The organism is Lentimicrobium sp. S6, assembly GCF_013166635.1.
GTDB lineage: Bacteria > Bacteroidota > Bacteroidia > Bacteroidales > UBA12170 > UBA12170.
The window spans coordinates 14,395-39,766 of sequence record NZ_JABKBZ010000052.1; the positions used below are offsets into that span (position 1 = coordinate 14,395).

Sequence of the window (25,372 nt, forward strand, 5' to 3'; positions counted from 1 at the left end):
ATGAGTAAACCAAATAGGTGTTGGTGGGCTGGTGAGGATCTTCTATATCAAGAATACCACGATAAAGAATGGGGCAAACCTGTTCATGAAGATCAAGAATGGTTTGAGTTTTTGGTATTAGAGACATTTCAAGCCGGATTAAGTTGGATTACCATCCTCAGAAAAAGAAAAAATTTCTTTGATGCTTTTGATCAATTCGATTATAAAAAGATTGCCCTTTATGGTGAGGAAAAAGAAACAGAATTGTTACAAAATGTAGGGATCATCAGAAATAAGCTCAAGGTAAAATCTGCCATCAGCAATGCCCAATCTTTTTTAAAGATTCAAGAAGAATTTGGTAGTTTCGACAAATACATATGGGGCTTTGTCAATCACCAGCCTATTATCAATCATTTTAAAGATAAATCGGAAGTCCCTGCGAATACTCCGCTATCAGATAAAATCTCCAAGGATTTAAAAAAGCGAGGATTTAAATTTGTTGGAACAACTGTAGTTTACGCCTTGATGCAATCTTGTGGTTTGGTGAATGACCACTTGGTGGGCTGTGATTTTCGGGAGTAAAGCATGCTATCCAGTCCCTCCGAGGGCTATGAGCCCTCGGAGGGACTGGATTAAAAACTTTCCAAACTTTTTGGGTTCTGACGATGAACGAATATAAAATTCTCCAAATCTTCAAAAGCCAAAATCGCATTTTCCTTTTTAACCAAACTTGGTAATTCTGAAATAATATATTTGTAAGAACTAAAATTCCAATGTTCAAGTTTTTTTAACTAAACCAGCGCTTTTAGGATTATTGTTAATATGCAGAATTAGATTCCTCATGTATTTCACAGAAGTTACTTTATTACGTTTAAATCTATCAATAAATAAACGTCCTCTTCTGTTATTTTCTTTATTAAAAGCCTGAGCATAAGAGTTAAATACACTTCCTATTTTTCTTGAAATGAGATTACTTAATTCATTTTCAGTTATTTTCTCATCTACAGAAAACAATTCTCACAATTCATTTACAGGTTTTATCTTTACTAAAAAGTGAAAATGATTGGGCATTAAACAATACACAATAATATCGTCGCAAGGAATCATTTTCTTATTGCATAATTCCAGGAAGTAGCTATAATTTCTATTACTCTTAAATAATTTGTCATTCCCAACAGCTCTATTAAAAACATGGTAATATGCTTCGGGTAGGAGTATTTCTCTTTGCGTTGCCATAGAAATAAGTTTCCATAAAGGTAATAAGAAATCAAATTCTGATTTATTTCAGACGACAAAAAAATGCCATCACAAAAAGGTGACAGCATTTTTTATCATTGATTAAACAGATACTATTCAACAATAGTATTCCAACCATGTGTATCTTCAACTTCTCCTAATTGGATAGCTAATAATCTTTTGTATAATTTTGTTGACCAAGGGCCAGGTTCTCCATCAGTAGAGTAGGTATAAGTCTTGTCCAACTCTCTATCTACTATTTTCCCAATTGGCGAAATAATAGCAGCAGTTCCACAAGCTCCAGCCTCCTCGAAAGTTCCTAATTCTTCAACTGGAACAGATCTTCTTTCAACAGTTAATCCTATGTCTTCAGCAATTTGACGTAAACTCATATTGGTGATTGAAGGTAGAACAGTATGTGAATCAGGTGTTATATATTTTCCATCTTTAATACCAAAGAAGTTAGCTGGGCCAGCTTCATCAATATATTTTTTCTCTTTAGCATCTAAGAACATAACAGAAGCAAACCCTTCGTCGTGAGCTCTAGTACCTGGACGTAAAGAAGCAGCGTAATTGCCACCTACTTTAATATGACCTGTTCCCAATGGAGCAGCTCTATCATAATCTCTTACCAATTGAATATCGACTGGCTTGAATCCTTCTTTGAAATATGGACCAACAGGAGTTACAAAAACTATGAATAAGTATTCATTAGCAGGCTTCACACCAACCTGAGCGCCAGAACCAAATAATACTGGACGTAAATATAAAGAAGCACCTGTACCATAAGGAGGAACAAATTCTTTGTTTAATTTAATCACTCTCATGATCATCTTCATGAATAATTCAGTAGGTACCTCAGCCATCATAATACCTTCGGCAGATTTTTGCAATCTCTTTGCATTCTCTTCCCAACGGAATAAACGGATTTGACCATCTTTACCTCTAAAAGCTTTTAAACCTTCGAAAGCTTCTTGACCATAGTGTAAAGCTGTGGCAGCCATGTGTATACTAACATGCTCAGAAGATGTGGTCTCTATAGAACCCCATTTACCATCACGATAATAACAACGAACATTATAATTTGTTTTTGAGTATCCAAAGGGTAATTCACCCCATTTAATATCTTTCATGTATCGATTATTTTATATTTTACGCTCTTGTACAAAGATAAGCAAAAAGGTAGCTCAGGATTATTGTTGGATAGAATTCAGAGTTTCTCGGACATGGAATTTGTTCCATGTTCTTAGTTTGAAAGCTTATTGTTTCAAACCTTTGGAATAATTCATCAATCTAAAACTATTCCAATAGCTCGTTTAACTTAAAGGTCTCTTTTACTTTTGGTCCTCTTTCTGTAGCTTCTAGCCTACAACATTCATTATAAATATCATGTTCGAAAAATAAGACATAATCATTTTCAATAGCCTCCTCATAGAATTGCTCTTTCTCTTGGAGTGTGAGTAGTGGACGCGTATCGTAAGCCATTACCCAGGGCATAGGAATATGAGCGGTACTTGGTAATAAATCGGCCATAAACACAACCGTTCTTCCATTATAGTTTATATGTGGGATTACTTGTCCATCTGTGTGACCATTAAACAATTTCACGTGGAAATTAGGAAACAGTTCTCCTTCTTCTTCTATGATATTCAATTGTCCAGACTCCTCCATGGGCTGGATATTCTCTCCTAGGAAACTGGCTTTTTCTCTTTTGTTTGGTTTGGTGGCCCATTCCCATTGTGCCTTGCTCACCCAATACTTGGCATTTTTAAAAGCTGGAATCAATTTAGTTTTATCCTCATTCCATTCAATACTTCCTCCGGTATGATCGAAATGAAGGTGAGTGAGTACCATATCGGTGATATCATCTTTTGATAAACCTAATTTAGCCAAGGAAGACTTTAGAGTTTCTTCTCCATTTAAGTGAAAATGCTTGAGGAATTTCTCGTCCTGCTTGTCTCCTATCCCATTATCTATTAAGATTTTTCTATCGCCATCAATCACTAAAAGACAACGCATGGCTAAGTTGATCAAATTGTTCTCGTCGGCTGGATATTTCTTGGACCACATTACCTTTGGAACAACGCCAAACATGGCTCCTCCGTCTAGTTTTAGGTTTCTGGTTTCTATACTATATAATTTCATATTTTTATTTTTTCGATCGCGCATTACGCTAATTCTCACGGATTAATTTAATATAAAACCAAAGATAACTCAATTGCAATGAAATTCGTCTTTCTTTGAAATTATTAACGATTACATGGTTTAAAAATCTGCATAGATTTAATTTGTCTGCCAATACCTAAAAGGGAGCAAAAAAATCTTTAAAGAATAAACCCTATTATTGATAATCAGATTTTTGAACAAACTTTTCTTCGCTTCCTTTCATCACTCCTAACATCATGACGAGTGCACTTACTAGAATGATATAAAATAAGACGCCTTCGCTAAGTAAACCAATACTATCAGCCTCAGGAATATTATAAAACAAAAGGATGGTAATTAAGCCTCTCGGTGCTACATAAAACTCTAGACTAAGACTCTCTTTGTGGAAAATCTTTAAATAAGCATATCGGCTTCCATAAATAACTAGAAGGATTAATGAGCCTAGAATGATGACATTGAAATTGAGTAAAGACATGAGGTTTAAGGAATAACCAAACACAAAAAAGAAGATGGTTCGAATCATAAATGCACCTTCAATGGTGATCACTTTAAACTGGTCAATATGCTGTTTAAGCATGACATCTTCTGCATACTTCTTAAATATCCACCATTTAATTCGTGGTGCATTATGAAGAATCACACCAAAAATAAGAATGATCACTAATGATGAGAAATGCAGCATTTTTCCAATAACGAAAAGCAAAACAATCACTGCCAATAGCAAGATAAAACGAATCTGGAGAATATCTTTCTTGATAAACTCGAAAATGAGGATGGTTAAACCCACAGCAATCACAGTGACCAAAAACAAATCTAAGGCCACAAAACCAATAGATTTACCAGAAACTTCTGGGTTCATCACAAAGAAATTAAATAATAGAATCCCCAGAATATCGGAGAATATGGATTCGTAAACAACGAACTCTTTCTTTAGTTTCAATACATTTTCAACACTAGGAATAGCAATGGCAGAACTGATAATTGAGAAAGGAATGGCATTAATAATACAAGAACGAATTTCCAATTCTGGAACAAAAAGCTTGATAACAAAGGCTATTAAGCCTGTGGTTATCACCAGAATTGATAGGGCTGAAAAAAATGCATTACGAATGAGAGGAAGTTTCTTTCTGGTAAAATCCAGTTCCAAAGCACCTTCTAATACAATTAAAATTAACCCGAGTGTTCCAAAAAACTGAAGGCTCTGCTGGAGAATCTCCACAGAGTCGGCCAAGTCAGGAAAAGTAAAACGAGCACTAATCCCCAGTAATAAGAGCAGTAATACCGATGGAATTTTGAATTTCTTAGAGATGAGAGAAAACACATAAGAAATAATGACCAAAAGGCTAAAAGCAATAAGAGCGATATAGAATTGTTGTTGCATTGTTTTATTGAATCAGTTTTATGCTAGCAAATATAATTATCAATATGGTATGTTTCGTTTTTTATATAATGTTTAGCAAATTTTTACCTACTATACTTATTGAGCATATATTTATATCTTTACAAGAACTAATTTATCCAGATGAAAAAGTATCTCTTCTTTTTACTCGCCCTTGTTTTCGTTTCTTTTACTTCCGACAGAAATAAAAGCAAATATAATATTCCAATCTTAGCTTTTAGCACAATGGCTGGTGATATCGATTTAGATGGTGATAATGATATTATTGTAGGCCATAGAATATATTGGTTGCTCGATAGCCCAGTAATAACAGTGCTAGACAATATGCAAAGTGGAGAATTTAGTATTAGCGATACTATTAAAGATTTTTACGCCTATCAATACAATATTATTTTAGCTGATGTTGATAATGATGATTTTCCAGATATTATTGGCTTGGGAATAGATGCTTCTGAAGAAATCTCAGAAATGTTTATAAGAGTACTTTATAACTCAGGTGGTGAGTATAATAGCTATCAGGACTTTGCTTTAAACACCCATGAGCCTATTTCCGATATTGACTATGGCGATATAAATGGTGATGGTCATGTAGATTTGGCTATCACATCTAACCATGGCCAGTTTTGGGGAGTATTATATAATGATGGCATTGGCAATTTCTCTGCACCCGAATATTATGAAACGGAAGGTGCATATCCAAATTCCATTGATTGTGGAGATATCAATAGCGATGGTAGGGCCGATATTGTTTTAATCAGACAAAGTGTTGAAGTTTTTTTTAGCACTGTGAATGGTTTCGAAAATATAACACTTGAAGAAGGAAGTAGTTGGAAGCATGCTGCCAAGATTGTTGATTTTGACCTTGATGGAGAAAATGATATTATCACATTTGGTGGAACTCCTGTTACCCTACTTGATTTTTATAAAAATATTGAAAATAATAATTTAGAAGTTCAAGAAGAGTTTGTAGGATATTTTCAATCTTCAGAATTCCAGATTTGCGATATAAATAATAATGAATATCAAGATGTGGTGTTTGAATTATTAGATAAAACGGGCTATGTGATTTATTATAATCAGGGCAATTTTCAATTGGCCGATTCGCAATTTATAGCATTGCCAGCAGCTAATCCTGAAGAGCAATGGAGAAGTTTCTTTTGTGCCGATATGGATGGTAATGGATTTCAGGATATTATTTGTGTAAAAACAGTGGATGAGATAGTATCAGACAATTTAGAAATATTGTTTAACGATGGTGAAGGGAATTTTATTGAAAACCCAATAGCGGCAATAAACAATATCAATATAAACAAATCTTCATTATCAGCAAATCCCAATCCTTTTACCGAACAAACCCAAATTCATTTTACGCTGGAAAAAGCCTCTTTGGTTTTATTGGAAATATTTAACCTAAAAGGAGAACTAGTATGGCAATTAGAGAAAAAATATACTGCCGGAAAACAAAGCATCCTCTGGAATGGAAAAGACCAAAATGGGAATAATTGCAAACCTGGGGCTTATATTATAAAAATTTTAAACGACCATAAAACGCCAAATACTATTCAAATTATTAAACAATAAAAAAAACGTATTATGAAAAAACTATCCTTAATTTTATTTATGAGCTTTTTTAGTTTCATTTCAATAAACCTGAAAGCACAATTCACACAACAACAAGCTATTAACTTGGTGTTAAACCAAATACTGGATCAAGAACTCAATAAAATTGATGTTTATATCTCCCAAGCTCCAGTATCTAATCAAACTACTATTTCATTATGGGATAATACCAGTGTTAATCTGTTATATGCCAATAATTGGATTTGTTTTGTTGACGATTGGCCTTTTGCTAATTGGGCCCATCAATGCCGCTATATTATTATTGATGCAGCTAGTGGCAATTATCAGATACAAAATAAAAAATTCTATCCATTCGATTTGGAAACGAGCTATACCTCTATATCGCAATTGCCTAGACCAATAATAACAAGCCTCCCACCTCAACCTGATATTGTTACCAATAAAGCAGAACCGAATGCTAATTTGTATGCTATTATTATTAACGGATATCCAGATACTAGAATCCGTAAAGAAATAGTATATGATATATTGAGAGATGAGGGGATAATCTAATACTAATTTCATTTTTTCCTCATTATGTGAATCAAAGCCACTTAGAAAAAGCATAAGCGCCCTGATAGAATACTAAAACTAGTTTTTCTTTATTTAGAATTCACCAAAATAAGCTGTAAAACTCATAAATAATATTAATTTTGCTTTAATGGGAGAAAACAATACATACGAACAATTTGAGTTGACTCGAGAATTTATTGAGGAACTTCAGCAAAACATTGAATTTGAGCAAAAAGATCAAATCATTGCCATGTTGGAAGATCTTCATCCTGCTGATATTGCAGAGATATACGAGGAACTTAATATTGATGAAGCTAAATTTACATTCTTGCTGCATGAGCAAGAAGTAGCAGCTGATGTTTTAGCAGAATTAGAAGAGGATGATAGAAAGAAGTTCTTAAAAGCCTTCCCTGCTAGTATTCTTGCCAAGCGTTTTATCGAGAACATGGATTCCGATGATGCAGCCGACCTAATCCAGGAATTACCAGAAGAAAAGCAGGAGCGTGTTCTTTATCACATGAAAGATGAAGAGCAAATTGAAGACATTAAGGAGCTTTTAAGCTATGACGAAGACAGTGCTGGAGGACTAATGGCCAAAGAGTTATTCTTGGTTAATCAGGAATCTACAGTTCGTCAGTGTTTGGTAGAGCTTAGAAAACAAGCCGAAGAAGTTCACGATGTATACTATATTTATGTAGTTGATGATGCCAATATATTAATAGGTACGCTATCCTTAAAATCTCTATTAATTGCTTCAGCTCAAACTAAAGCCAAAGACATTTGTAATACCGATATCATCAGCGCCCAATTAGATGAAAAATCGGAGGAGGTTGCTTTGATGATGCAGAAGTATGACTTGGTAGCATTGCCAGTTGTTAACAAGACTGGAGAGTTAATGGGTAGAATTACCATTGATGATGTGGTGGATGTCATTAAAGAAGAAGCAGAAAAAGATTACCAGATGATTTCTGGTTTGACCGATGATGTGGAGTCTAGCGATAGTGTTTATCGTTTGACACGTGCTCGTTTTCCTTGGCTACTCATAGGACTCTTTGGCGGAATTATTGGAGCAGGAGTTATTGGTCATTTTGAGGGCGATATTGCAAAATATGCTGGCCTAGCTTTATTCCTTCCTCTCATTGCCGCAATGGGTGGTAATGCTGGAGTACAATCTTCTTCTATCATAGTACAAGGAATTGCATCTGGCGATATGGGAATCGATAGCATAGCAAAAAAACTGGTCAAAGAATTAGCAGTATCCTTTGTTAATGGAATTATCCTTTCTATGTTAATATTCACCTACAGTTATTTCTTCCACGACTCATTCCCCTTAACTATTTCTGTAAGTATTGCACTGTTTATAGTCATCATATTTGCCTCTCTTTTTGGCACCCTAGTACCCATGCTTTTAAATAAATTTGAAATAGATCCCGCCTTAGCTACAGGTCCATTTATCACCACTGTGAACGATATTATGGGACTATTGATTTATCTTTATATTGCTCGTATGGTATTTTTAGTTTGGGTTTAGTAACAGCTCAGCAATAAACCTGACTTTACTATAAACTGGATCAATAAAGATTGTGAAAATCTAAACCATTTTTGCCTTGACTAACAGTCATGATCTATCTCCCCACTCATTTCTTGTTTAATTCTTCAAGATTGACAAACTTAAAATAGGGCATATAAACAACTAGTGAACAACCTGTTAGCGACACACCATTAATAACGTGCTTTCAAATATTCAATCCACTCCTGTCCTTCTAAACTACCAAATACATTTTCGGCAGTAATAATGAATTTCTCAAAGGTGATAGGAAAGAAATAATCTCTTTTTGATTCTCTGAGACATGTAGTATACTTCTCAGAAGCTTCAGCCTGGTAGGTATTGCCTTCAGGATAAATATGGACTGAACGGAAATCGTTTAATTGCTTATTGGCAGCTAGTTTTAATCCTAGCAAATGGTTTCTCCACAACTGCTTCAACTGATCTGTCCGTAACTCGTTTACTTTTTCAGTTACAAAGAAATAACTATCTCTAGTTAATACATGGTAGATAGAATCCTCTTGTTCGAACATCCTGGCTTTTTCTCGTTTATCATAAGGATAAGATTTCTCGGCATATTTAAATCCAATTCCTAAAGCACATTTACTTTCTCCGCTTTCATATTCTATATAAGCATCAAAACTGGTATTATCATCCAATAATTCATGTTTCTTCATATCAGAAGCAAAGTCGATCTTGATGCGATTTACTTTATCCACTTGAATCTTATTAGAAAACAAGGTTTCGAGGAAAGTATTCACTAAATCGGGCTGCTCATTGCGCAGTTTCTCCAATGGAAAAATGAAATTATAAGGGATATGCTTACTATCTACTAAGTTCACCATATCGGAGCTCACAAAGTTAACTCGTTCTCCTTTATTCTCCTTGGCCCACTCTCTTAAAGCTTGCCACTCTTTTGGGTTATTATGACAGTAAAAATTTCCTCCTTTTTGGGCATCAGAATCATGTAAAAAGTTTTCATACTCCTTGTTCTTCTTACCATATGTACCAGATTTAGTAAATCCGAGACTCTTCTTAAAAGCAATTTGCTTATCCTTTGCTATATCTTTCCAATTCGATGCCATCTTCTACTTCTTTTATTTGATTCATTTTATCTTGTCACTAAACAAGCGCGCAAAAGTATACAATATTTATAGAACTTCTTTAAAATCAATAATAAAATCGAACAGTAAAAAAAATCATCGCATAGAATGCTGTGTAATGAAGAAATTCATCACTGATTAGTTAATCTCACTATTGTCTATAAAGTTAAGTTTATAATAACATGATAGCTAAAAAACATACTGAATTTCTGAAAAATATTAAAGACAAGTTAGTTTGTAATTTGTAGTAATCGCAGATAAAATGGCTTAGAGCTGGTGTTATACAATGGGTATTATTCACTAACTTTGCCAAAAAAAATAGCACAATGGAGTTGAAATTAAAAAGACCAATAGCCTTTTTAGATTTAGAAACCACAGGAATAAAAGTGGCAACTGATAGAATAGTAGAAATCAGTATCGTAAAGATTCATCCCGACGGAAAAAAGGAAATTAAAACCCGAAGAGTAAATCCTGAGATGCCCATCCCTGTTGAAACATCAGAGATTCATGGTATTTATGATGAAGATGTAAAAGATGAACCTAACTTTAAAGCTTTAGCCAAAAGCCTAGATGCATTCCTCAAAAACTGTGATTTGGCTGGTTATAACTCCAATAGATTTGACATTCCTCTTCTAGCTGAAGAATTTCTGCGTGCCGGTGTTGACTTCGATGTAGAGAACAGATATTTGGTGGACGTTCAAAATGTCTTCCATAAAATGGAACAAAGAACATTGGTGGCTGCCTATAAATTCTATTGTGAAAAAGAACTTATAAATGCACATAGTGCCGAAGCAGATACCATTGCAACTTTTGAGATTATGGAAGCCATGCTCGACAAGTACGAAGGAGTAGAATTCACCGATAAAAAAGGAAATGTAAGCACTCCTGTAGTAAACAATGTGAAAGCCTTAAGCGAATTCTCCACTGTGAATAGAAATGTGGATTTAATAGGCCATATTGTTCTAAATGATAATGACGAAGAAATCATCAATTTCGGAAAACATAAAGGCAGATTAGTAGCAGAGGTATTCAAAACAGAACCTAGCTATTATGATTGGATGATGCGCGGTCAATTCCCAGAATACACCAAGAAAGTCATTACTAAACTAAAGCTCAAAAGCGCTAGTCAAGGGAATATGAAGTTGTCTTAACAACTCCTACTCCACCGAAAAATAAGACTCTAAATCTTTCAAAGTAGATTCACTGGTTTTAATATCATGAACCAGTTCTCCTTTATCTAAAACTACTATTCTATCACATACTTCGGTCACGTGGTTTAAATCGTGACTAGAAATGAGCATAGTTACTTTCTGGTCTTCTTGCATACTACGTAAAAGCTTTTTCAAACGGATTTGAGTACTAGGGTCCAAATTAGAAAAAGGCTCATCTAGAATCAAAACTTCCGGCTGTGTCATAATAGCTGCGGTGATGCCTATCTTTTTCTGATTTCCTTTGGAGAAATCCCTGATATACTTCTTTTTGCCTAAAACTTCCCCATCGAAAAATGGTTCAAAACCCTTCATGAAATCTTCAATATCTCCTTTGCTCAATCCATTGATAGCACCCACAAACTCAAAATACTCTTCAGCAGTAAGGAAATCGATAAGAAAACCCTCATCTAAATAGGAACCAGTATAAGCTTTCCAATGTTCAGAACCTGCCACACTAGTATCTTTGGAATAAATTTCGCCTGTATGCGCTTTGATTAAATCGAGGATTAATCTAAAAAGGGTAGTTTTACCTGCTCCATTATTACCAACTAAGCCAAAGCTCTCCCCTTTTTTAATTTCTAATTGTGGAATGTTTAAAACAGTTTCACCACTATATTCTTTTGATATTTGTTTAATATTCAACATCACTTGTATTTTTAAATTATTGACGATAACCTTCTGCAATTCCATATCTTTTCTCTTGGAAATGTTTTACAGCTAAGTTGATAAAATATTTATGGAAAATCATTCCTAGAATTCCAAGTAGACTCAAAAACATAACGCCTACTTCGTATCCAAAAAAGGCTTTAATGGGCGCATAAATAAGCATGGGGATAATTAATAAGGGAAGAACAATCAGAAAATTATTGATGCCCACGCCTTGATAGTTCATCATAGCTCCTTTGCTTAAATCCATTCGCTTTTTATTATACGAAGCCGTATATAGCAGCAATAGCGCATTCACGCCAATATTATAAATAAGTGCGGCGATATTTAAATAGAAAATCTCCATTCCGAAATAAATATAGGGGATGGTGAAGAAATATAATACCACAGAAACTATCACCATTAAATAATACTTGGCTTTAAAATAATCATAAAAGCTGGTTTTAGAGCTCAATATGAAATCGAAATGCGCACTTTCCCATGCCATAATATACTGTCCGTAAGCCATTAAAAAACCTCCCGTGATAAATAAACCCACAAACACCAACCAACCCGATTTTGTATTATAAATCTCATTGGGATAAAATATCAAACCATATAATAAAAACATGGGGATAAGGAATAGAACCGTTCTGGAGCGTTTATTTCTAAATAATAAACGAACTTCTTTTAATACCAACTCCCCTACTACTCCAAATTCTTTAAGCTTTACAAAAGAATCGCTTAAGCTATGATCAGATTTTTCTTTTTGTGAAAGATCCTCCACATATATAATGCTTTTAATAAAAAAGATATTATAAAAATACCAGAAAAGAAGAGCCACAACAGGAACAATGATATATAAAGGCTGAACTAAAAGCCCCATAAAAAACCACTCACTTATATTGGAGATAGAAAAAATATCATAGTTATCGAGAAGGAACAAACTGGTAATTATTGCTATTAAAACAAAACCTAACCAAGGCTTCCCCGTACTTTTTCTTTTCAACCAAATCAGCTTAAAATTCAAGGCCCATTCGAAAAATAGTATTCCAAAAAACCAAATCATAGCGGAGGGCATGCCATGAAATTCGGCCACCCATTTTAAAGTAAAGGGCAAGAAAATCAGAACTGGCATCCAGTTGAAAAAGTTAGTCATAGAAGACAGGGTGAGATAAGAAGCTAAGGAGCTGCGTTTCACGGGCAAATGCAAATAGGGTATGGCTTGCATCGCAGGAATGGTTTGCATAAAAAACCGCATCACAAAAACAATCAGGAAGTAATATATTAAACCTCCACTCGCCACTGCTTCGGGGTCTTTGTCTTTTACTACTTCGAGTAAAATCTGATCTAAGAAAATACCTAAGATAACAATATAGGAAAGCAAAATGACTAATAAAAAACCAATAAAGATGTTTAACCCTAGGTTCTTTTGCCAAATACTGCTGCGGCGTGCCGACTTCCATTGATGAAGAATAAACCACTTGAACATAAGCTGATATTTCTTTGTTAATGTTTAAACAAAGCTATAAAAAATTGATTGAAATCAAATTTTATTTTTAGGGTTCTCGATTTACTCTTTTTACCTGAATCACTTGTAATACCAACAGTTTGGATAGATTCTTATTAGCCCTCCTCTATTTGTAGTTCAAAATAGAAGCGATGTATTATTAGCAGATACCATAGCACTAAAACCACAAATAAACTTAGTTTTAAGAATAATAATCAATTCTAATTTTTAAAGACTCCTCTAAAATCAGAACCTGTAGGCTCTTGGAAAACTCTAAGGTCGAATTCTGGGATGGCTGCTAAAATATGATCAAAGATATCTGATTGTATGGCTTCATACTCTACCCAAGATTGTATGCGACTAAACACATAGATTTCCATAGGAATACCTTTTTCCGAAGGATCTAGCTGACGCACGATAAAAGTCATATCATTATGAATCTCAGGTTTATTTCTAAGATAGCGTACTAAATATGCTCTAAATACACCAAGGTTGGTCTGGCGGCGCCCATTTACTTTAACTCCAGAATTAATTTTGGCTTTCGTGTTATACTCCTTCAACTGCTTCTCTGTGCTATCCACATAATCAGCCAAATAGTCATAAGTTTTAAACTTGTCTATCATTTCTTGATCACAAAACTTCACAGTCGTCATGTCAATATTAATGGAACGCTTAATTCTTCTTCCACCAGACTCCTCCATTCCTCGCCAATTTTTCACCGACTCAGAAACCAAAGAATAAGTAGGAACGGTAGAAATGGTTTTATCCCAATTTTGAACTTTAACGGTGGTGAGCGAAATATCAATTACAGTTCCATCGGCATTATGCTTAGGCAGACTAATCCAGTCCCCTTCTTTTACCATATCTAAAGCTGAGAGCTGAATTCCACCCACAAAACCTAGGATGGCATCTTTAAAAATTAATATGATGATGGCAGAAGCCGCTCCCAAACCAGCTAATATAGCTCCTGGTTCTTTACCCAAAAGAAAGGAAATGATAACAATGGTGGTGATGATATAAACTATAATTTTCAAGACCTGAGAAATCCCTTTAATAGGCAATCTTTTATTCTTGGAAAGGAAAGTTACAATATGTGCCAATACTCCAATAATGGAGTTAATGATCATGGCGCTTACTATTGCAAAATAAATATCCAGCATTAAATTAACCACAGAAAGCAAACCTGGAAGATTGGCTAATATATGGTCTACCGAATAATCCATGATAATACCTGGTGCCAAATAACTGGCTTTATGTAATACCTTATGATTCAATAATAAATCATCCCATTGGTTTTTAGTTTTACTGATGGCTTTAATCAATACCACTCTCAATAAAAAGCGAACCAAATAAAAGAAAATCACTGATAGAACAAAGGCTATCAATAGTTCACTATAATTGGCATAAACCTCACTAGTCTCATCGGAGAATCCCAAATAAGAATAGAATTTTGCTAAATACGGATCGAAATAATCATAGAAAGAATACAACATAATGGGTCATTTTTTTGCAAAGCTAATGAAATGTCATAAAAAAAAGCAATCCATATAGAATTGCTTTGATATCATTGCATTTTAAGTCTCAATTACAACCTCTTATAAAACTGTTCTTTAAGACCAAATAATTCTTCTTTGGTAAGACCTTCCTTAAAAATACGAACAGCAAATACCACTTTGCTCGCTCTGTAAAATAAAGAAAGAGCCGCATCATAATTCATCCCAGAATTATTATATTTCATGTCAGTAATGATCTTTTCAAATGGTTCCCAAGTCATATGGTTTGGTATTTCGAAATAAGACATATTCGCATCGAAATTATCTTTATAGCAATCATTTTCTATTGGATCTAAACAAAACTCTTTTTTCACTTGAATAAGAGTAGTGAAAGGACTCACGCTTTTCTTTTTGGCGAACTCAATGCCAGATTCCACATAGGCACTTATCAACTCCGGTATGAAGCTATAGTTTTTTAAATCTTTAATTCTAATGGCAGGGTATTTCTTGTTTTGGTATTCCACATAAGCTATAGCTGAGCTAAATTTAAACTCTACACTTTTTCGAATGTTCTGACTGTGAATAAAAACCTCCTCCGTTAGATATTGTTCCTTAGTGATTAAGAATATTGAATTAGGGTTATAGTTTTGTGGAACAATACCATTATATCCGGGATAGGCATGGGCTGTTTCAAATGCCAAAATATTTTTAGGGTTCTCAAAAAACACCAAATCTTCTTTTTTCATCACTGTGCCCACAGTTTCGATGATTATTTTTTGTTCTTGCATAGTTTTCATTTGTTTTTAGGTGTAAAATTCAGGTAAATGGATGCTTAGTCCAATATTTATTGCGATACTAAATAGGTACTAATCAACATTCTTTCCAAAAATAATGAAATTAGTTCAGAATAAAAAACATTTCGGTTAGCAACTAAAATTCTAAGAAAATTTTAACATTCCCCTGCCCTATCTTGCATTCTTCCTTTTTGAGCAAACGAGTTTGACGGTTAAGACTATATCTTAATTGGGACAGAGTAATTCCAGCTATATGATCTGCTTTTACATATTCCCAACTTAAGACTTCTGTTTTATAATCATAGGGACTCAAGCGGTTGAAAAAGAAGTCTTGGGTGATACCGTAACTTTCTCCTTGCGAGTTAACCATGGTAGCCTTTATCCAAATATTAGCCAAAGCCTGATCACTAATATTCTGCACTTTCATTTCTACATTTACAAAACCCAAACTCGTTTCAACAATTTGAACACTAACTTGAATTTTGGGTGTACTGTCATCTACTTTATTTTTATCCTTTTTAAAGCTGTCTGGAACATAAATGCCGGAAACCAAGCCCTCCGTTTTATCATACATATCGTTGATTTGCTGTAGCTTTAGCTCCATTTTATAGCCATGAATATTATTGGGATAGGTTTTTAAAAAGGTAGTCAACATATCTGAAGCTAAGTCAAGATTCTCTTTATATGGGATGTTCATCAGCATTTCTGCATCCTTCAAAACAGACTCCCCTATGTGATCTGGTGACTCAGTAAGCTCATAAATTCTATGCTCCAACTCTGTCACTCTTGTCATAAGGGCTTTGTTCTCTGCAGCCATTTTCCCACCGCCGCATGAAGCAAAACCAAATAAAATAAATATTGCTAATACCCTTTTTATAAATCGTATCACCATAAGCCCACTTAAATCTCCAATTACGAGTATTCAAAACTAGTTATTTTGAATCAATAAAAAAAACATCAATTTTATTATTTAATTAATGATAAAGCTTATTTTTGAGTCAAATTTGCAATAGACTACTTAAGTAGCAAATAATTAGGAATAAACAATTAAAACATACAGAAATGAAGAAGCATAATTTTTTTGCAGGCCCATCAATCCTGCCTCAATACACTATTGACGAGACCATTAAGGGAATTCAAAATTTTTCAGACACAGGACTTTCTGTTTTAGAAATTTCTCACCGTAGTAAAGAATTTATTGCTGTTGTTGAAGAAGCACAGAATCTTTTTAAAGAATTATTGAAAATTCCTGAAGGCTACTCAGTGTTATTCGTAGGTGGAGGCGCAAGTACTCAGTTTTTAATGGTAGCATATAACTTATTAAATAAGAAAGCTGCTTATTTAAACACTGGAGCTTGGGCATCAAAAGCGCTTAAAGAAGCGAAATTATTTGGGGAGGTTGTTGAAGTAGCTAGTTCTAAAGATAAAAACTTCAACTATATTCCTAGAGGATATGAAATTCCTGCTGATGCTGATTATTTCCATATCACAACCAATAATACCATTTATGGTACAGAAATTAGAGAAGATTTAGATGTAAATGTTCCTTTAATTGCTGATATGTCTTCTGATATTTTTAGCCGTCCGATCGATGTGAGCAAATACGATATGATCTATGGTGGTGCACAGAAAAACTTAGCCCCTTCTGGTGTTACTTTCGTTATCATTAAGAATGATATCTTAGGTAAAGTTGACCGTCCTATCCCAACAATGATGAACTACCAAACTCATATTGATAAAGATTCTATGTTCAATACGCCTCCAGTACTTCCTATCTTTAGCGCATTACAAACTTTACGCTGGTTAAAAGCACAAGGTGGTGTTGAAGGAATGGAAAAAATAAATATCGAAAAAGCAGGTTGGTTATATGATGAAATTGATCGTAACAAATGTTTCAAATCAACAGTTCCAAATAAAGAAGATCGCTCTTTAATGAATATTTGCTTTGTGATGAATGATGGTTACGAAGAGTTTGAAAAAGAATTCCTTGCTTTAGCTACCTCTAAAGGAATGATGGGCCTAAAAGGACACCGTGATGTTGGTGGATTTAGAGCCTCTACTTATAATGCACTTCCAAAAGAAAGCGTAAAAGCTCTTATAGAAGTCATGGCTGAATTCGAAAAAAATCATTAATAAATATTTGCAAACTGTCCTTGAAGTTAGTTTATTAAGAAGACTCAGCGAAATTAATTTTCGTTGTTATTTCTTGCATGAAGCAAGCAAAAAGCATTGACAAATCAATTTACTTACTTTTAGGACAGTTTCAATTTAAATTATACATTATGACAAAAGTATTAGTTGCTACTGAGAAACCTTTTGCACCTGCAGCTGTTTCTCAAATTAAAGATGTTGTTATTAAAGCCGGATACGAATTCGCTTTATTAGAAAAATATGAAGGTCAGGAAGCATTAATTGAAGCAGCTAAAACTGCTGATGCTATGATTATCCGTAGTGATAAAGCTACCAAAGAAGTTTTAGACGCTGCCAAAAACCTAAAAATCATTATTAGAGCTGGTGCTGGATATGACAATATTGACTTGGCAGCTGCAACTGCTAATAACATTGTGGCCATGAACACTCCTGGTCAAAATTCAAATGCAGTAGCTGAATTGGCATTAGGAATGATGGTTTTTCAAGCTAGAGGTCAATATAACGGCAAAGCTGGAACAGAGTTAAAAGGCAAAACTATTGGTATCCATGCTTATGGTAATGTTGGTAGATATGTAGCTAAAATTGCTAAAGGATTTGGAATGACTGTGAAAGCTTTCGATCCATTTGTAAATAAAGTAGATATTGAAAAAGATGGTGTCATTGCTGTTGATACTATGGAGCAATTATATGCGGAGTGTCAATATATCAGTCTTCATATTCCTGCCAATGACAAGACTAAAAAATCAATTAACTTTGAGCTATTAAATAGCATGCCAGAAGGCGCCACTCTTGTGAACACTGCTCGTAAAGAGGTGATTCATGAGGAAGAGTTATTGAAGCTTATGGAAGAAAGAGCTGATTTTACTTATATTTCAGATATCGCTCCTGATTGCAAGGCAGATTTTGAAGCCAAGTATGAAGGAAGATTCTTCTTTACGCCTAAAAAAATGGGTGCTCAAACTGCAGAGGCCAATATTAATGCTGGTGTAGCTGGGGCTAACCAAATTGTAGCGTTTATTGAGAATGGTGATATCACTTTCAAAGTAAATTAATTTAATAATCAGCACTGAGAAGATTTAGGAGAGAAGGGAAATACAAAATCATTTCTAAACCAACTGAAATACACTAATACTAAAATATCTATTATGGAAAATCAGGATTTTACCCCATCATTCTTTCGCTTTGAAGACCTTCGTGTCTATCAAAAGGCTTTAGATTATTATACTTGGGTTCAGATCAATACAGAGATGTTTCCTCATGCCGAATCTAATCCTTTGGTGAAGAGCTTTATCATCGATTCTTTAGAAATACCATCTAAAATTTCGGAAGGCTCCTCAAGAAACAAAACACATTTTGTAAACTGCCTGAAAGATGCAAAAACATCAATCCGACGCTGCGTTGTCTATACTGCTGTTGCATATAAATCGGGATATTTTACAGAAGATGAAGAGCAGAATAGCCGCAATCATTTGATGGAATTAACCAAAATGATTGGTGCACTCATTGGTAGTTTACAAAGAGAAAGAGAACATCATTCTTCCAGTGCTAGAAATTATGAAGCTGGGAACAGCTCCAATGATTATTAAATAAAATAAGTGAGCTGATATGCTCCTGTTTTTAGTCTCTAATAGATTAAGAATAGTAATTTAAAAACTTGAAAAATAAATTATAATGGCTACTATTAAACCATTCAAGGGCTTTCGCCCAACAAAAGATATTGCTCAGCAATTAGCAAGTTTACCATACGATGTGATGAACTCACAAGAAGCTGCTCAAATGGCAGATGGTAATCCATACTCATTATTACACATCACCAGGAGTGAGATTGATTGCCCAGAAGGTATCGATGTTCATGCTGATGAAGTTTATGACAAAGCAGTAGAGAATTATTCTAAATTTAAAGAAAACGGCTGGCTGGTTCAAGATGACAAACCATTATACTATATATATGCGCAAACCATGGAAGGGCGTACACAATATGGTATCGTTGGCGCTGCTTCAGTTGATGATTATTTAAATGGAATCATCAAGAAACACGAATTAACTCGTCCGGACAAGGAAGAAGATAGAATGATTCACGTTCGTATTAATGAAGCCAATATTGAGCCCGTATTCTTTGCTTATCCAGCGGTAGAAGAAATTGATACTATCGTAGCAGATATCGTTAAAAATCAGGAAGCAGATTATGATTTCACTGCTGAAGATGGTTTTGGGCACCATTTCTGGGCTATTACTGACGATGCAATCAATACTAAACTAGAAGAGCTTTTCTCTACTAAAGTTCCTTTTACTTATGTTGCTGATGGTCACCACCGAACAGCTGCTGCTGCTTTAGTGGGTGCTGAGAAAAGAAAAGCATATCCTGATTATACAGGAGAAGAAGAATTCAACTATTTCTTAGCTGTTCATTTCCCAGATAATCAATTAAAAATTATTGATTATAACCGCGTGGTTAAAGATTTAAATGGTCACAGCAAAGATGATTTCTTAAAATTATTAGCTGAGAACTTCGAAGTAAAAGAGGAAGGTGCAGAAATTTATAAGCCTGCAAAATTACATGAATTCAGCATGTATTTAGATGGCAAATGGTATAGCATGACCGCCAAAGAAGGAACTTATGATGATAACGACCCCATTGGCGTCCTTGATGTAACTATCCTTTCCAATTTAGTTTTAGACAAACTATTAGGAATTGAAGACCTTCGTACCAGTAAGAGAATCGATTTCGTTGGTGGAATTAGAGGACTCGGTGAGTTGAGCAAAAGAGTAGACAGTGGTGATCACGAAGTTGCTTTTGCACTTTATGCCGTAAGCATGAAACAATTAATCGATATTGCTGATACTAATAATATCATGCCTCCAAAAACAACTTGGTTTGAGCCAAAACTCAGAAGTGGATTGGTGATTCATGAATTGAAATAAGATCATTCGAAATATTATATCAGAAGCCGTTCTTTTTATAAGGGTGGCTTTTTTTGTATTTATCAAGTAGAATGACCAATAAAAACTTCCAATAATATTTCGTATATTTGAGTTAAAAGATTTATCAGCCCGTAACTACTAGGTAAATAAAAACCTATAGGGCAATACTCTGAACTATATAACTATGGAATCTGCCATCATCAAAGTATTACCTATTCCTGCTTTTCTTGTAGAAAGTGACAGTCTACTTATCAAACAAGCTAGTATTGAAGCCTTAACATTCATGCAAATGAACGAAAAGGAACTGAGCACTATGAAGATGTCCAAATTCATAGACCATAAACATATAAAGCCACAAACCCTCGATTAAACAGAACTACATCGTCCTAACAAACCCTCATGCTTTGGAAAACTTATTGTCAAAAATTTAAAAGAAGCCGGCAAAACTTATTTACTCATCACCTTTGAACCAAAATCTTTAGAAAAAAATACTGAATTTAAAAGCCTTTTAAAAGGTACTAAAGATGGTGTTTTAATCGTGAATAAAAATCTCAGAGTAATAGAACTAAACCCTGCATTTTTAGAAATTACAGACTTGACTAGAGAACAAGTCATTGGCAAAAGCGGATTTGTGTTAGCGAAAAAGTTTGGTTCTGTTCAGTCTCTTGGAGCATTACTGAATAATCTAAAAAGGATGTTTCTCGGCCAGAATGTTGCTGAATACGAAATTCCATATAAAAATAAAACTCTTTCCATTTCATCGGGATTAAACTTCAACTCAAACCTATACTACGTAACCATAAGAGATATTAGTGAAACGAGAAAATCACAAACGGCATTAAAAGACAGTGAAAACTTATACCGTACACTTTTCAACTCCTCTAAGGATGCCATCATGACTATTGATGTAGAAACAATGAGGTTTAGCTCAGGGAATATGGCGATTTTGAAAATGTTTGGATTAAATAATCTAAATGATTTTTTAAATAAAAACCCTTGGGAAATCTCACCAAAAAAGCAAAAGGATGGTTCTGATTCCAAAGAGAAAGCTTTAAAAAACATCGATATCGCCTTGAAAGAGGGTTTCACTCAATTTGAATGGGAACATATTAGAGATAATGGTGAGGTATTTCCTGTTGTTGTTACTTTATCAAATATCATAACCGAAGACAAAACCATCATACAAGCCATAGTTAGAGACCTCTCGAAAGAAAAACTTCATGAAAAAGCTATTTATGAGAGTGAGGAAAAATATAAGTTTCTTGCTAAATCAACCTTTGAGGGCATATTAGTTCACAAAGATGGAGTTATAATAGATGCCAATGAATCTTTTTATAAAATGCTCGGATATAATGCTAATGAATCTGTAGGAAAACTGATATCTAATTATATTCCATATGAACAAGACAAGAAGTTAGTCTACTCCAAAATAAAGCAAAAACAAGTAAACCCATATACCATAACAATAAAGAAAAAGGATGGAACTTTTTTTCTTGCCGAAATAGAAGCCAAAGACGTTAGGCATAACGGAGAAAAAGTTAGAATAGCTGCCGTTAGAGATGTAACTGAAAAGCATGAACTTCAAAAGACTTTAGAAGTGAGTGAAGAAATTTACAGAACTGTTTTTGAAAATACGGGAACCGCAACTTGCATTATCAATAACGAAGGTGTCATAACACTTGCCAACACAAAATTCTCAGTACTTTCCGGGCTTCCCTTAATTGAAATTATCAATAAAAAAAATGGTCTGATTTTGTGCATTCTGAAGATTCAGAAATGATGCAAAACCAACACCATCTAAGAAGAAATGCTAAAAACAAAGCACAATCTCAATATGAATTTCGTTTTGTAGATCACCATAAAAACATAAAGAATATACTCGTTGTGGTGGATATGATACCTGACAGCACTAATAGTGTAACTTCCTTATTGGACATAACAAATTTAAAACAAGCCGAAGAATTATTAAAGGAAAACGAAGAGAAACTAATCACTCAAAATCTTGAACTTAAATTAGCCAAGCAAGAAGCTGACAATAACCAATCGAACCTTGAATTGTTCATTAAAAAATCACCTATTCCAATGGTGATAACCGATTTTAACGAAAAAGTAGAGTATGTCAACGACAAATTCATTCAGATATTTGGATACACTATAAAAGACCTACCTTCAGCACAGAAATGGTGGGAATTAGCCTACCCAAACCTTGAATACAGACTTTATGTTCAAGAATCTATGAACCTAGCTATTCAAAAAGCAATTGATACCAAATCGGACATAGAAATGCAAAAATGGCATATCTACACTAAAAATAGAAAGAAGAAAACTTGTGAGTTTTATATGGTACCCATTGAGAACCGTTTTTTAATTGTAATAAAGGATATTACAAAAGAAATCCAAAACCAAAAAGAGCTTATAAAGGCAAAAGAAAAAGCGGAGGAGTCTGACCGTTTGAAATCTTCATTTTTGGCCAATATGAGCCATGAGATTAGGACCCCAATGAATGGTATCTTAGGTTTTACGGAGTTATTAAAAGAGCCAGATTTAACTGGCGATGAGCAAAAGATGTATATCGATATTATAAAGAGAAGTGGTGACAGAATGTTGGATACCGTTAATGATCTTATTGATATATCGAAAATAGAAACAGGACAAATGCTTACAGTCAAATCTGAAGTAAATATTAATGATGAAATGGATGTCCTTTATAGTTTCTTTAAACCAGAAGTCGAAAACAAAGGACTCAAGTTAGAATGGCTATACCAAGTCCCTGAAGATGTAAACATCATTCAAACCGATAAACATAAACTCCATTCCATATTGACTAATCTGATAAAAAACGCCATAAAATATTCTGACGTAGGAGAGATTGAAATAGGCTGCTATAAAGAACAACAGTTTTTAGAGTTTTATGTAAAAGATGAAGGAATAGGGATTCCTAAAAATAGAATTGAAGCCATATTTCAAAGATTCGAACAAGTTGATGTTCTAGATGCTCGAGCTTTTGAAGGATCGGGATTGGGATTAGCTATTTGTAAAGCTTATGCAGAAATGTTAGGAGGTAGTATTTGGGTTGATTCTACTCTTGGAGTAGGGTCTGTATTTTATTTTAATATACCTATTTTGAAATAAACCCCTAATACTCTATACCGCTTAAAAAGCTTAATAGAGTGAAAATAAACAAGGCAAATAAGTATGAAAGCAAATACAAAAATATGGTTTCTGACCCTTTTACTTCTAGTAAGTAATTTAGGTGCTTTTTCTGCTCCTATTCAAACACTAGACAGCATACAACTTAAATTAAAATGGAAACACCAATTCCAGTTTGCAGGATACTATGCAGCCATTGAAAAAGGTTATTATAAAAATAATGGCTTATTTGTTGAGATCATTGAAGCCGAACATGATGACGAGCCTATTTCTTCTGTATTAAATGGTGAGGCACAATATGGAATAGCCTCTTCAGACATCATTTTAGCAAGAAACTCAGGATTTCCAGTGGTTCTATTAGCTAATATTTTTCAACATTCGCCACATATATTTTTAAGCCTTAAAAAAGATGGAAATGATAATATCCATGATTTGGCAGGGAAAACTATCATGCTCGAAAATCAAACAGCCGAGCTTTTGGCTTATCTAGCTATGGAGCAAATTCCTTTAGATGATTTGTCTTTTATTAATCATACATTTTCACCACAATCACTCATCAACCAAGAGGCTGACGCCATGTCGGCATATTCCACCGATGAACCTTTTCTTTTGATTGAATCCGGAGTGGAATACAATATATTCAATCCCAGAGCAAGTGGAATAGATTTTTATGGGGATAACTTATTTACAACTGATGATGAGATCCAAAACCATCCACAAAGAGTAAAAGCATTTTTAGAAGCATCTTTAAAAGGTTGGGATTATGCCCTAAAAAACCAAGATGCCCTCATCAATATCATTCTCGAACATTATAGTACCCGTCACAGTAAAGCACACCTTGAGTATGAAGCACAACAAACCAATAGATTAATTATGCCCAATGTGATAGAGATTGGTTATATCAATAAAGATCGATGGAGAAGAATTGGGGAAATATATTCTGAATTGGGAATGTTACCTCGAGAATTTTCAATGGAGGGTTTAATTTATGAAAGAAATCCACAACCAAGTAATAAAAAAGCATATATCATATTTGGAATCATTATCTCTTTTACAATAATCATTTCTTTTATTGCCATTAGATTCTATTCTCTTTCAAAAAAATTGAAAGATGAAAGTGAAAATAGAAAGCAAAAAGAAAAGCTCATCTCTGGTTTAGAGGAAAGGTATCGCAATTTAGCTGAGAACGCCCCATTCCCGATTATTATATCCTCCTCAGAAGACAATAAAATTCTATATTTAAATCCTCGAGCTTGTGAAAAATTTGAAATCACATCCCATTTAGCACTGAAAAAGCCGTCATCGATGTTATATGTAGAACCAGAAAAGAGGAATCAACTAATAAGCCAATTGAATAAACATGGCTTTGTAAAGAATACAGAATTTAAATTAAAAACGGCTGGAGGAAAAGAATTCTGGTCTCTAATATCCTCAAACTTCATTTCCTTCGATGGTCACCCAGCACTATTCTCTGCCATAATGGACATTACTGATAGCAAAGAACTTGAGGACAAATTAATCATTGCCAACCAAGATAAAGATCAGCTATTCTCCATTATTGCTCATGACTTAAGAGGTCCTCTTGGAACTCTCGATTCCTTATTAGAATTATTAGTTAATGAGGATGAAAACATTCCTCAAGAGGAACAGCAAGAAATTTTACTTAGACTGAAAGAAACATCAAAAAATACTTTTGAATTATTGGAAAACCTCTTAATGTGGTCTTTATCCCAAAAAAATGACATCTCTTTTCATCCAAAAGAAAATAGTATTTCTGAAATCATTCAATCTAACCTATTATTATTTACTGAAGTTTCGCACCAAATCAGACTGCCTTATCAAGCTGAATTAGAATAGGTTCTTTTTCTCTAAAAAACAGAAAATTTTCACTATTGTTGATTAACTCATGTGCAATTTTCTGAAAATCAACACCA

Annotated in this window: 23 protein-coding genes; 13 read left to right on the forward strand and 10 right to left on the reverse strand. The window is 34.2% G+C overall.

Annotated features, from left to right (window positions below; genetic code table 11):
• Entirely contained in the window at positions 1 to 561 is a 561-nt protein-coding gene (locus tag HNS40_RS15545; protein WP_172282468.1) for a DNA-3-methyladenine glycosylase I, read from the forward strand.
• A gap of 435 nt (positions 562 to 996) precedes the next feature.
• Here HNS40_RS15545 and HNS40_RS15550 read toward each other — a convergent pair whose 3' ends face one another.
• From HNS40_RS15550 to HNS40_RS15565, 4 genes are all read right to left on the reverse strand, one after another.
• Positions 997 to 1,215 (reverse strand): transposase, encoded by a 219-nt coding sequence (locus HNS40_RS15550; protein ID WP_172282470.1) that lies wholly within the window; start codon positions 1,213 to 1,215, stop codon positions 997 to 999.
• Between the two features lie 113 nt (positions 1,216 to 1,328).
• Complete coding sequence (locus HNS40_RS15555; RefSeq protein ID WP_172282472.1) at positions 1,329 to 2,348, reverse strand: branched-chain amino acid aminotransferase; 1,020 nt, start codon at positions 2,346 to 2,348, stop codon at positions 1,329 to 1,331.
• A gap of 166 nt (positions 2,349 to 2,514) precedes the next feature.
• The gene (locus tag HNS40_RS15560) at positions 2,515 to 3,360 is read right to left on the reverse strand and encodes an MBL fold metallo-hydrolase (RefSeq protein ID WP_172282474.1); all 846 of its coding nucleotides are present in this window, start codon (positions 3,358 to 3,360) and stop codon (positions 2,515 to 2,517) included.
• A 196-nt stretch (positions 3,361 to 3,556) separates the two neighbouring features.
• Positions 3,557 to 4,762 carry a cation:proton antiporter gene (locus tag HNS40_RS15565; RefSeq protein WP_172282476.1) on the reverse strand — a complete coding sequence of 402 codons (1,206 nt, stop codon included), beginning with the start codon at positions 4,760 to 4,762 and terminating at the stop codon, positions 3,557 to 3,559.
• 141 nt (positions 4,763 to 4,903) lie between these two features.
• On the opposite strand from HNS40_RS15565, the gene HNS40_RS15570 reads away from it, so the two are divergent.
• The 3 genes from HNS40_RS15570 to mgtE all read left to right on the forward strand — a co-directional run bounded on the left by HNS40_RS15570 (position 4,904) and on the right by mgtE (position 8,444).
• Positions 4,904 to 6,361 (forward strand): FG-GAP-like repeat-containing protein, encoded by a 1,458-nt coding sequence (locus HNS40_RS15570; RefSeq protein ID WP_172282478.1) that lies wholly within the window; start codon positions 4,904 to 4,906, stop codon positions 6,359 to 6,361.
• Positions 6,362 to 6,373: 12 nt separating this feature from the next.
• A complete protein-coding gene (locus HNS40_RS15575; RefSeq protein ID WP_172282480.1) occupies positions 6,374 to 6,913 on the forward strand; it encodes a hypothetical protein in 540 nt (179 codons plus the stop codon).
• Between the two features lie 148 nt (positions 6,914 to 7,061).
• The gene (gene mgtE / locus HNS40_RS15580; protein ID WP_172282482.1) at positions 7,062 to 8,444 is read left to right on the forward strand and encodes a magnesium transporter; all 1,383 of its coding nucleotides are present in this window, start codon (positions 7,062 to 7,064) and stop codon (positions 8,442 to 8,444) included.
• A gap of 191 nt (positions 8,445 to 8,635) precedes the next feature.
• Here the strand turns inward: mgtE and HNS40_RS15585 are convergent, their stop codons facing one another.
• A complete protein-coding gene (locus HNS40_RS15585) occupies positions 8,636 to 9,544 on the reverse strand; it encodes a hypothetical protein (RefSeq protein ID WP_172282484.1) in 909 nt (302 codons plus the stop codon).
• Between the two features lie 344 nt (positions 9,545 to 9,888).
• Here HNS40_RS15585 and HNS40_RS15590 point away from each other — a divergent pair, with 344 nt between their 5' ends.
• A complete protein-coding gene (locus tag HNS40_RS15590; protein WP_172282486.1) occupies positions 9,889 to 10,713 on the forward strand; it encodes a 3'-5' exonuclease in 825 nt (274 codons plus the stop codon).
• Between the two features lie 6 nt (positions 10,714 to 10,719).
• Here the strand turns inward: HNS40_RS15590 and HNS40_RS15595 are convergent, their stop codons facing one another.
• From HNS40_RS15595 to HNS40_RS15615, 5 genes are all read right to left on the reverse strand, one after another.
• The gene (locus HNS40_RS15595) at positions 10,720 to 11,463 is read right to left on the reverse strand and encodes an ABC transporter ATP-binding protein (protein WP_371742949.1); all 744 of its coding nucleotides are present in this window, start codon (positions 11,461 to 11,463) and stop codon (positions 10,720 to 10,722) included.
• Positions 11,435 to 12,910 carry a DUF5687 family protein gene (locus HNS40_RS15600; protein ID WP_172282488.1) on the reverse strand — a complete coding sequence of 492 codons (1,476 nt, stop codon included), beginning with the start codon at positions 12,908 to 12,910 and terminating at the stop codon, positions 11,435 to 11,437. The genes HNS40_RS15595 and HNS40_RS15600 overlap by 29 nt, the downstream gene beginning before the upstream one ends.
• Positions 12,911 to 13,149: 239 nt before the next feature.
• The gene (locus HNS40_RS15605; RefSeq protein WP_172282490.1) at positions 13,150 to 14,421 is read right to left on the reverse strand and encodes a mechanosensitive ion channel family protein; all 1,272 of its coding nucleotides are present in this window, start codon (positions 14,419 to 14,421) and stop codon (positions 13,150 to 13,152) included.
• Between the two features lie 92 nt (positions 14,422 to 14,513).
• Positions 14,514 to 15,209, reverse strand: a complete 696-nt coding sequence (locus tag HNS40_RS15610; protein WP_172282492.1) for a hypothetical protein — start codon at positions 15,207 to 15,209, stop codon at positions 14,514 to 14,516.
• Between the two features lie 142 nt (positions 15,210 to 15,351).
• Positions 15,352 to 16,107, reverse strand: coding sequence for a hypothetical protein (locus HNS40_RS15615; protein WP_216664182.1), 756 nt, complete (start codon positions 16,105 to 16,107; stop codon positions 15,352 to 15,354).
• Positions 16,108 to 16,277: 170 nt separating this feature from the next.
• Between HNS40_RS15615 and serC the strand changes: the two genes are divergently transcribed.
• From serC to HNS40_RS15655, 8 genes are all read left to right on the forward strand, one after another.
• Positions 16,278 to 17,348 carry a 3-phosphoserine/phosphohydroxythreonine transaminase gene (gene serC, locus HNS40_RS15620; RefSeq protein WP_172282496.1) on the forward strand — a complete coding sequence of 357 codons (1,071 nt, stop codon included), beginning with the start codon at positions 16,278 to 16,280 and terminating at the stop codon, positions 17,346 to 17,348.
• A 149-nt stretch (positions 17,349 to 17,497) separates the two neighbouring features.
• Positions 17,498 to 18,418, forward strand: coding sequence for an NAD(P)-dependent oxidoreductase (locus HNS40_RS15625; protein ID WP_172282499.1), 921 nt, complete (start codon positions 17,498 to 17,500; stop codon positions 18,416 to 18,418).
• A 93-nt stretch (positions 18,419 to 18,511) separates the two neighbouring features.
• Positions 18,512 to 18,952: a four helix bundle protein gene (locus HNS40_RS15630; protein ID WP_172282501.1), complete on the forward strand. Its 441-nt coding sequence runs from the start codon at positions 18,512 to 18,514 to the stop codon at positions 18,950 to 18,952.
• 85 nt (positions 18,953 to 19,037) lie between these two features.
• Positions 19,038 to 20,288: a DUF1015 domain-containing protein gene (locus tag HNS40_RS15635; RefSeq protein ID WP_172282503.1), complete on the forward strand. Its 1,251-nt coding sequence runs from the start codon at positions 19,038 to 19,040 to the stop codon at positions 20,286 to 20,288.
• A 184-nt stretch (positions 20,289 to 20,472) separates the two neighbouring features.
• Positions 20,473 to 20,658 carry a hypothetical protein gene (locus HNS40_RS15640; protein ID WP_172282506.1) on the forward strand — a complete coding sequence of 62 codons (186 nt, stop codon included), beginning with the start codon at positions 20,473 to 20,475 and terminating at the stop codon, positions 20,656 to 20,658.
• Between the two features lie 87 nt (positions 20,659 to 20,745).
• On the forward strand, positions 20,746 to 22,068 hold the full coding sequence (locus tag HNS40_RS15645; RefSeq protein WP_371742950.1) for a PAS domain S-box protein: 1,323 nt from the start codon (positions 20,746 to 20,748) through the stop codon (positions 22,066 to 22,068).
• On the forward strand, positions 22,065 to 23,420 hold the full coding sequence (locus tag HNS40_RS15650) for a PAS domain-containing sensor histidine kinase (RefSeq protein WP_172282510.1): 1,356 nt from the start codon (positions 22,065 to 22,067) through the stop codon (positions 23,418 to 23,420). The genes HNS40_RS15645 and HNS40_RS15650 overlap by 4 nt, the downstream gene beginning before the upstream one ends.
• A 63-nt stretch (positions 23,421 to 23,483) precedes the next feature.
• Positions 23,484 to 25,295, forward strand: a complete 1,812-nt coding sequence (locus HNS40_RS15655; RefSeq protein ID WP_172282513.1) for an ABC transporter substrate-binding protein — start codon at positions 23,484 to 23,486, stop codon at positions 25,293 to 25,295.
• The last annotated feature ends 77 nt before the right edge of the window (positions 25,296 to 25,372 follow it).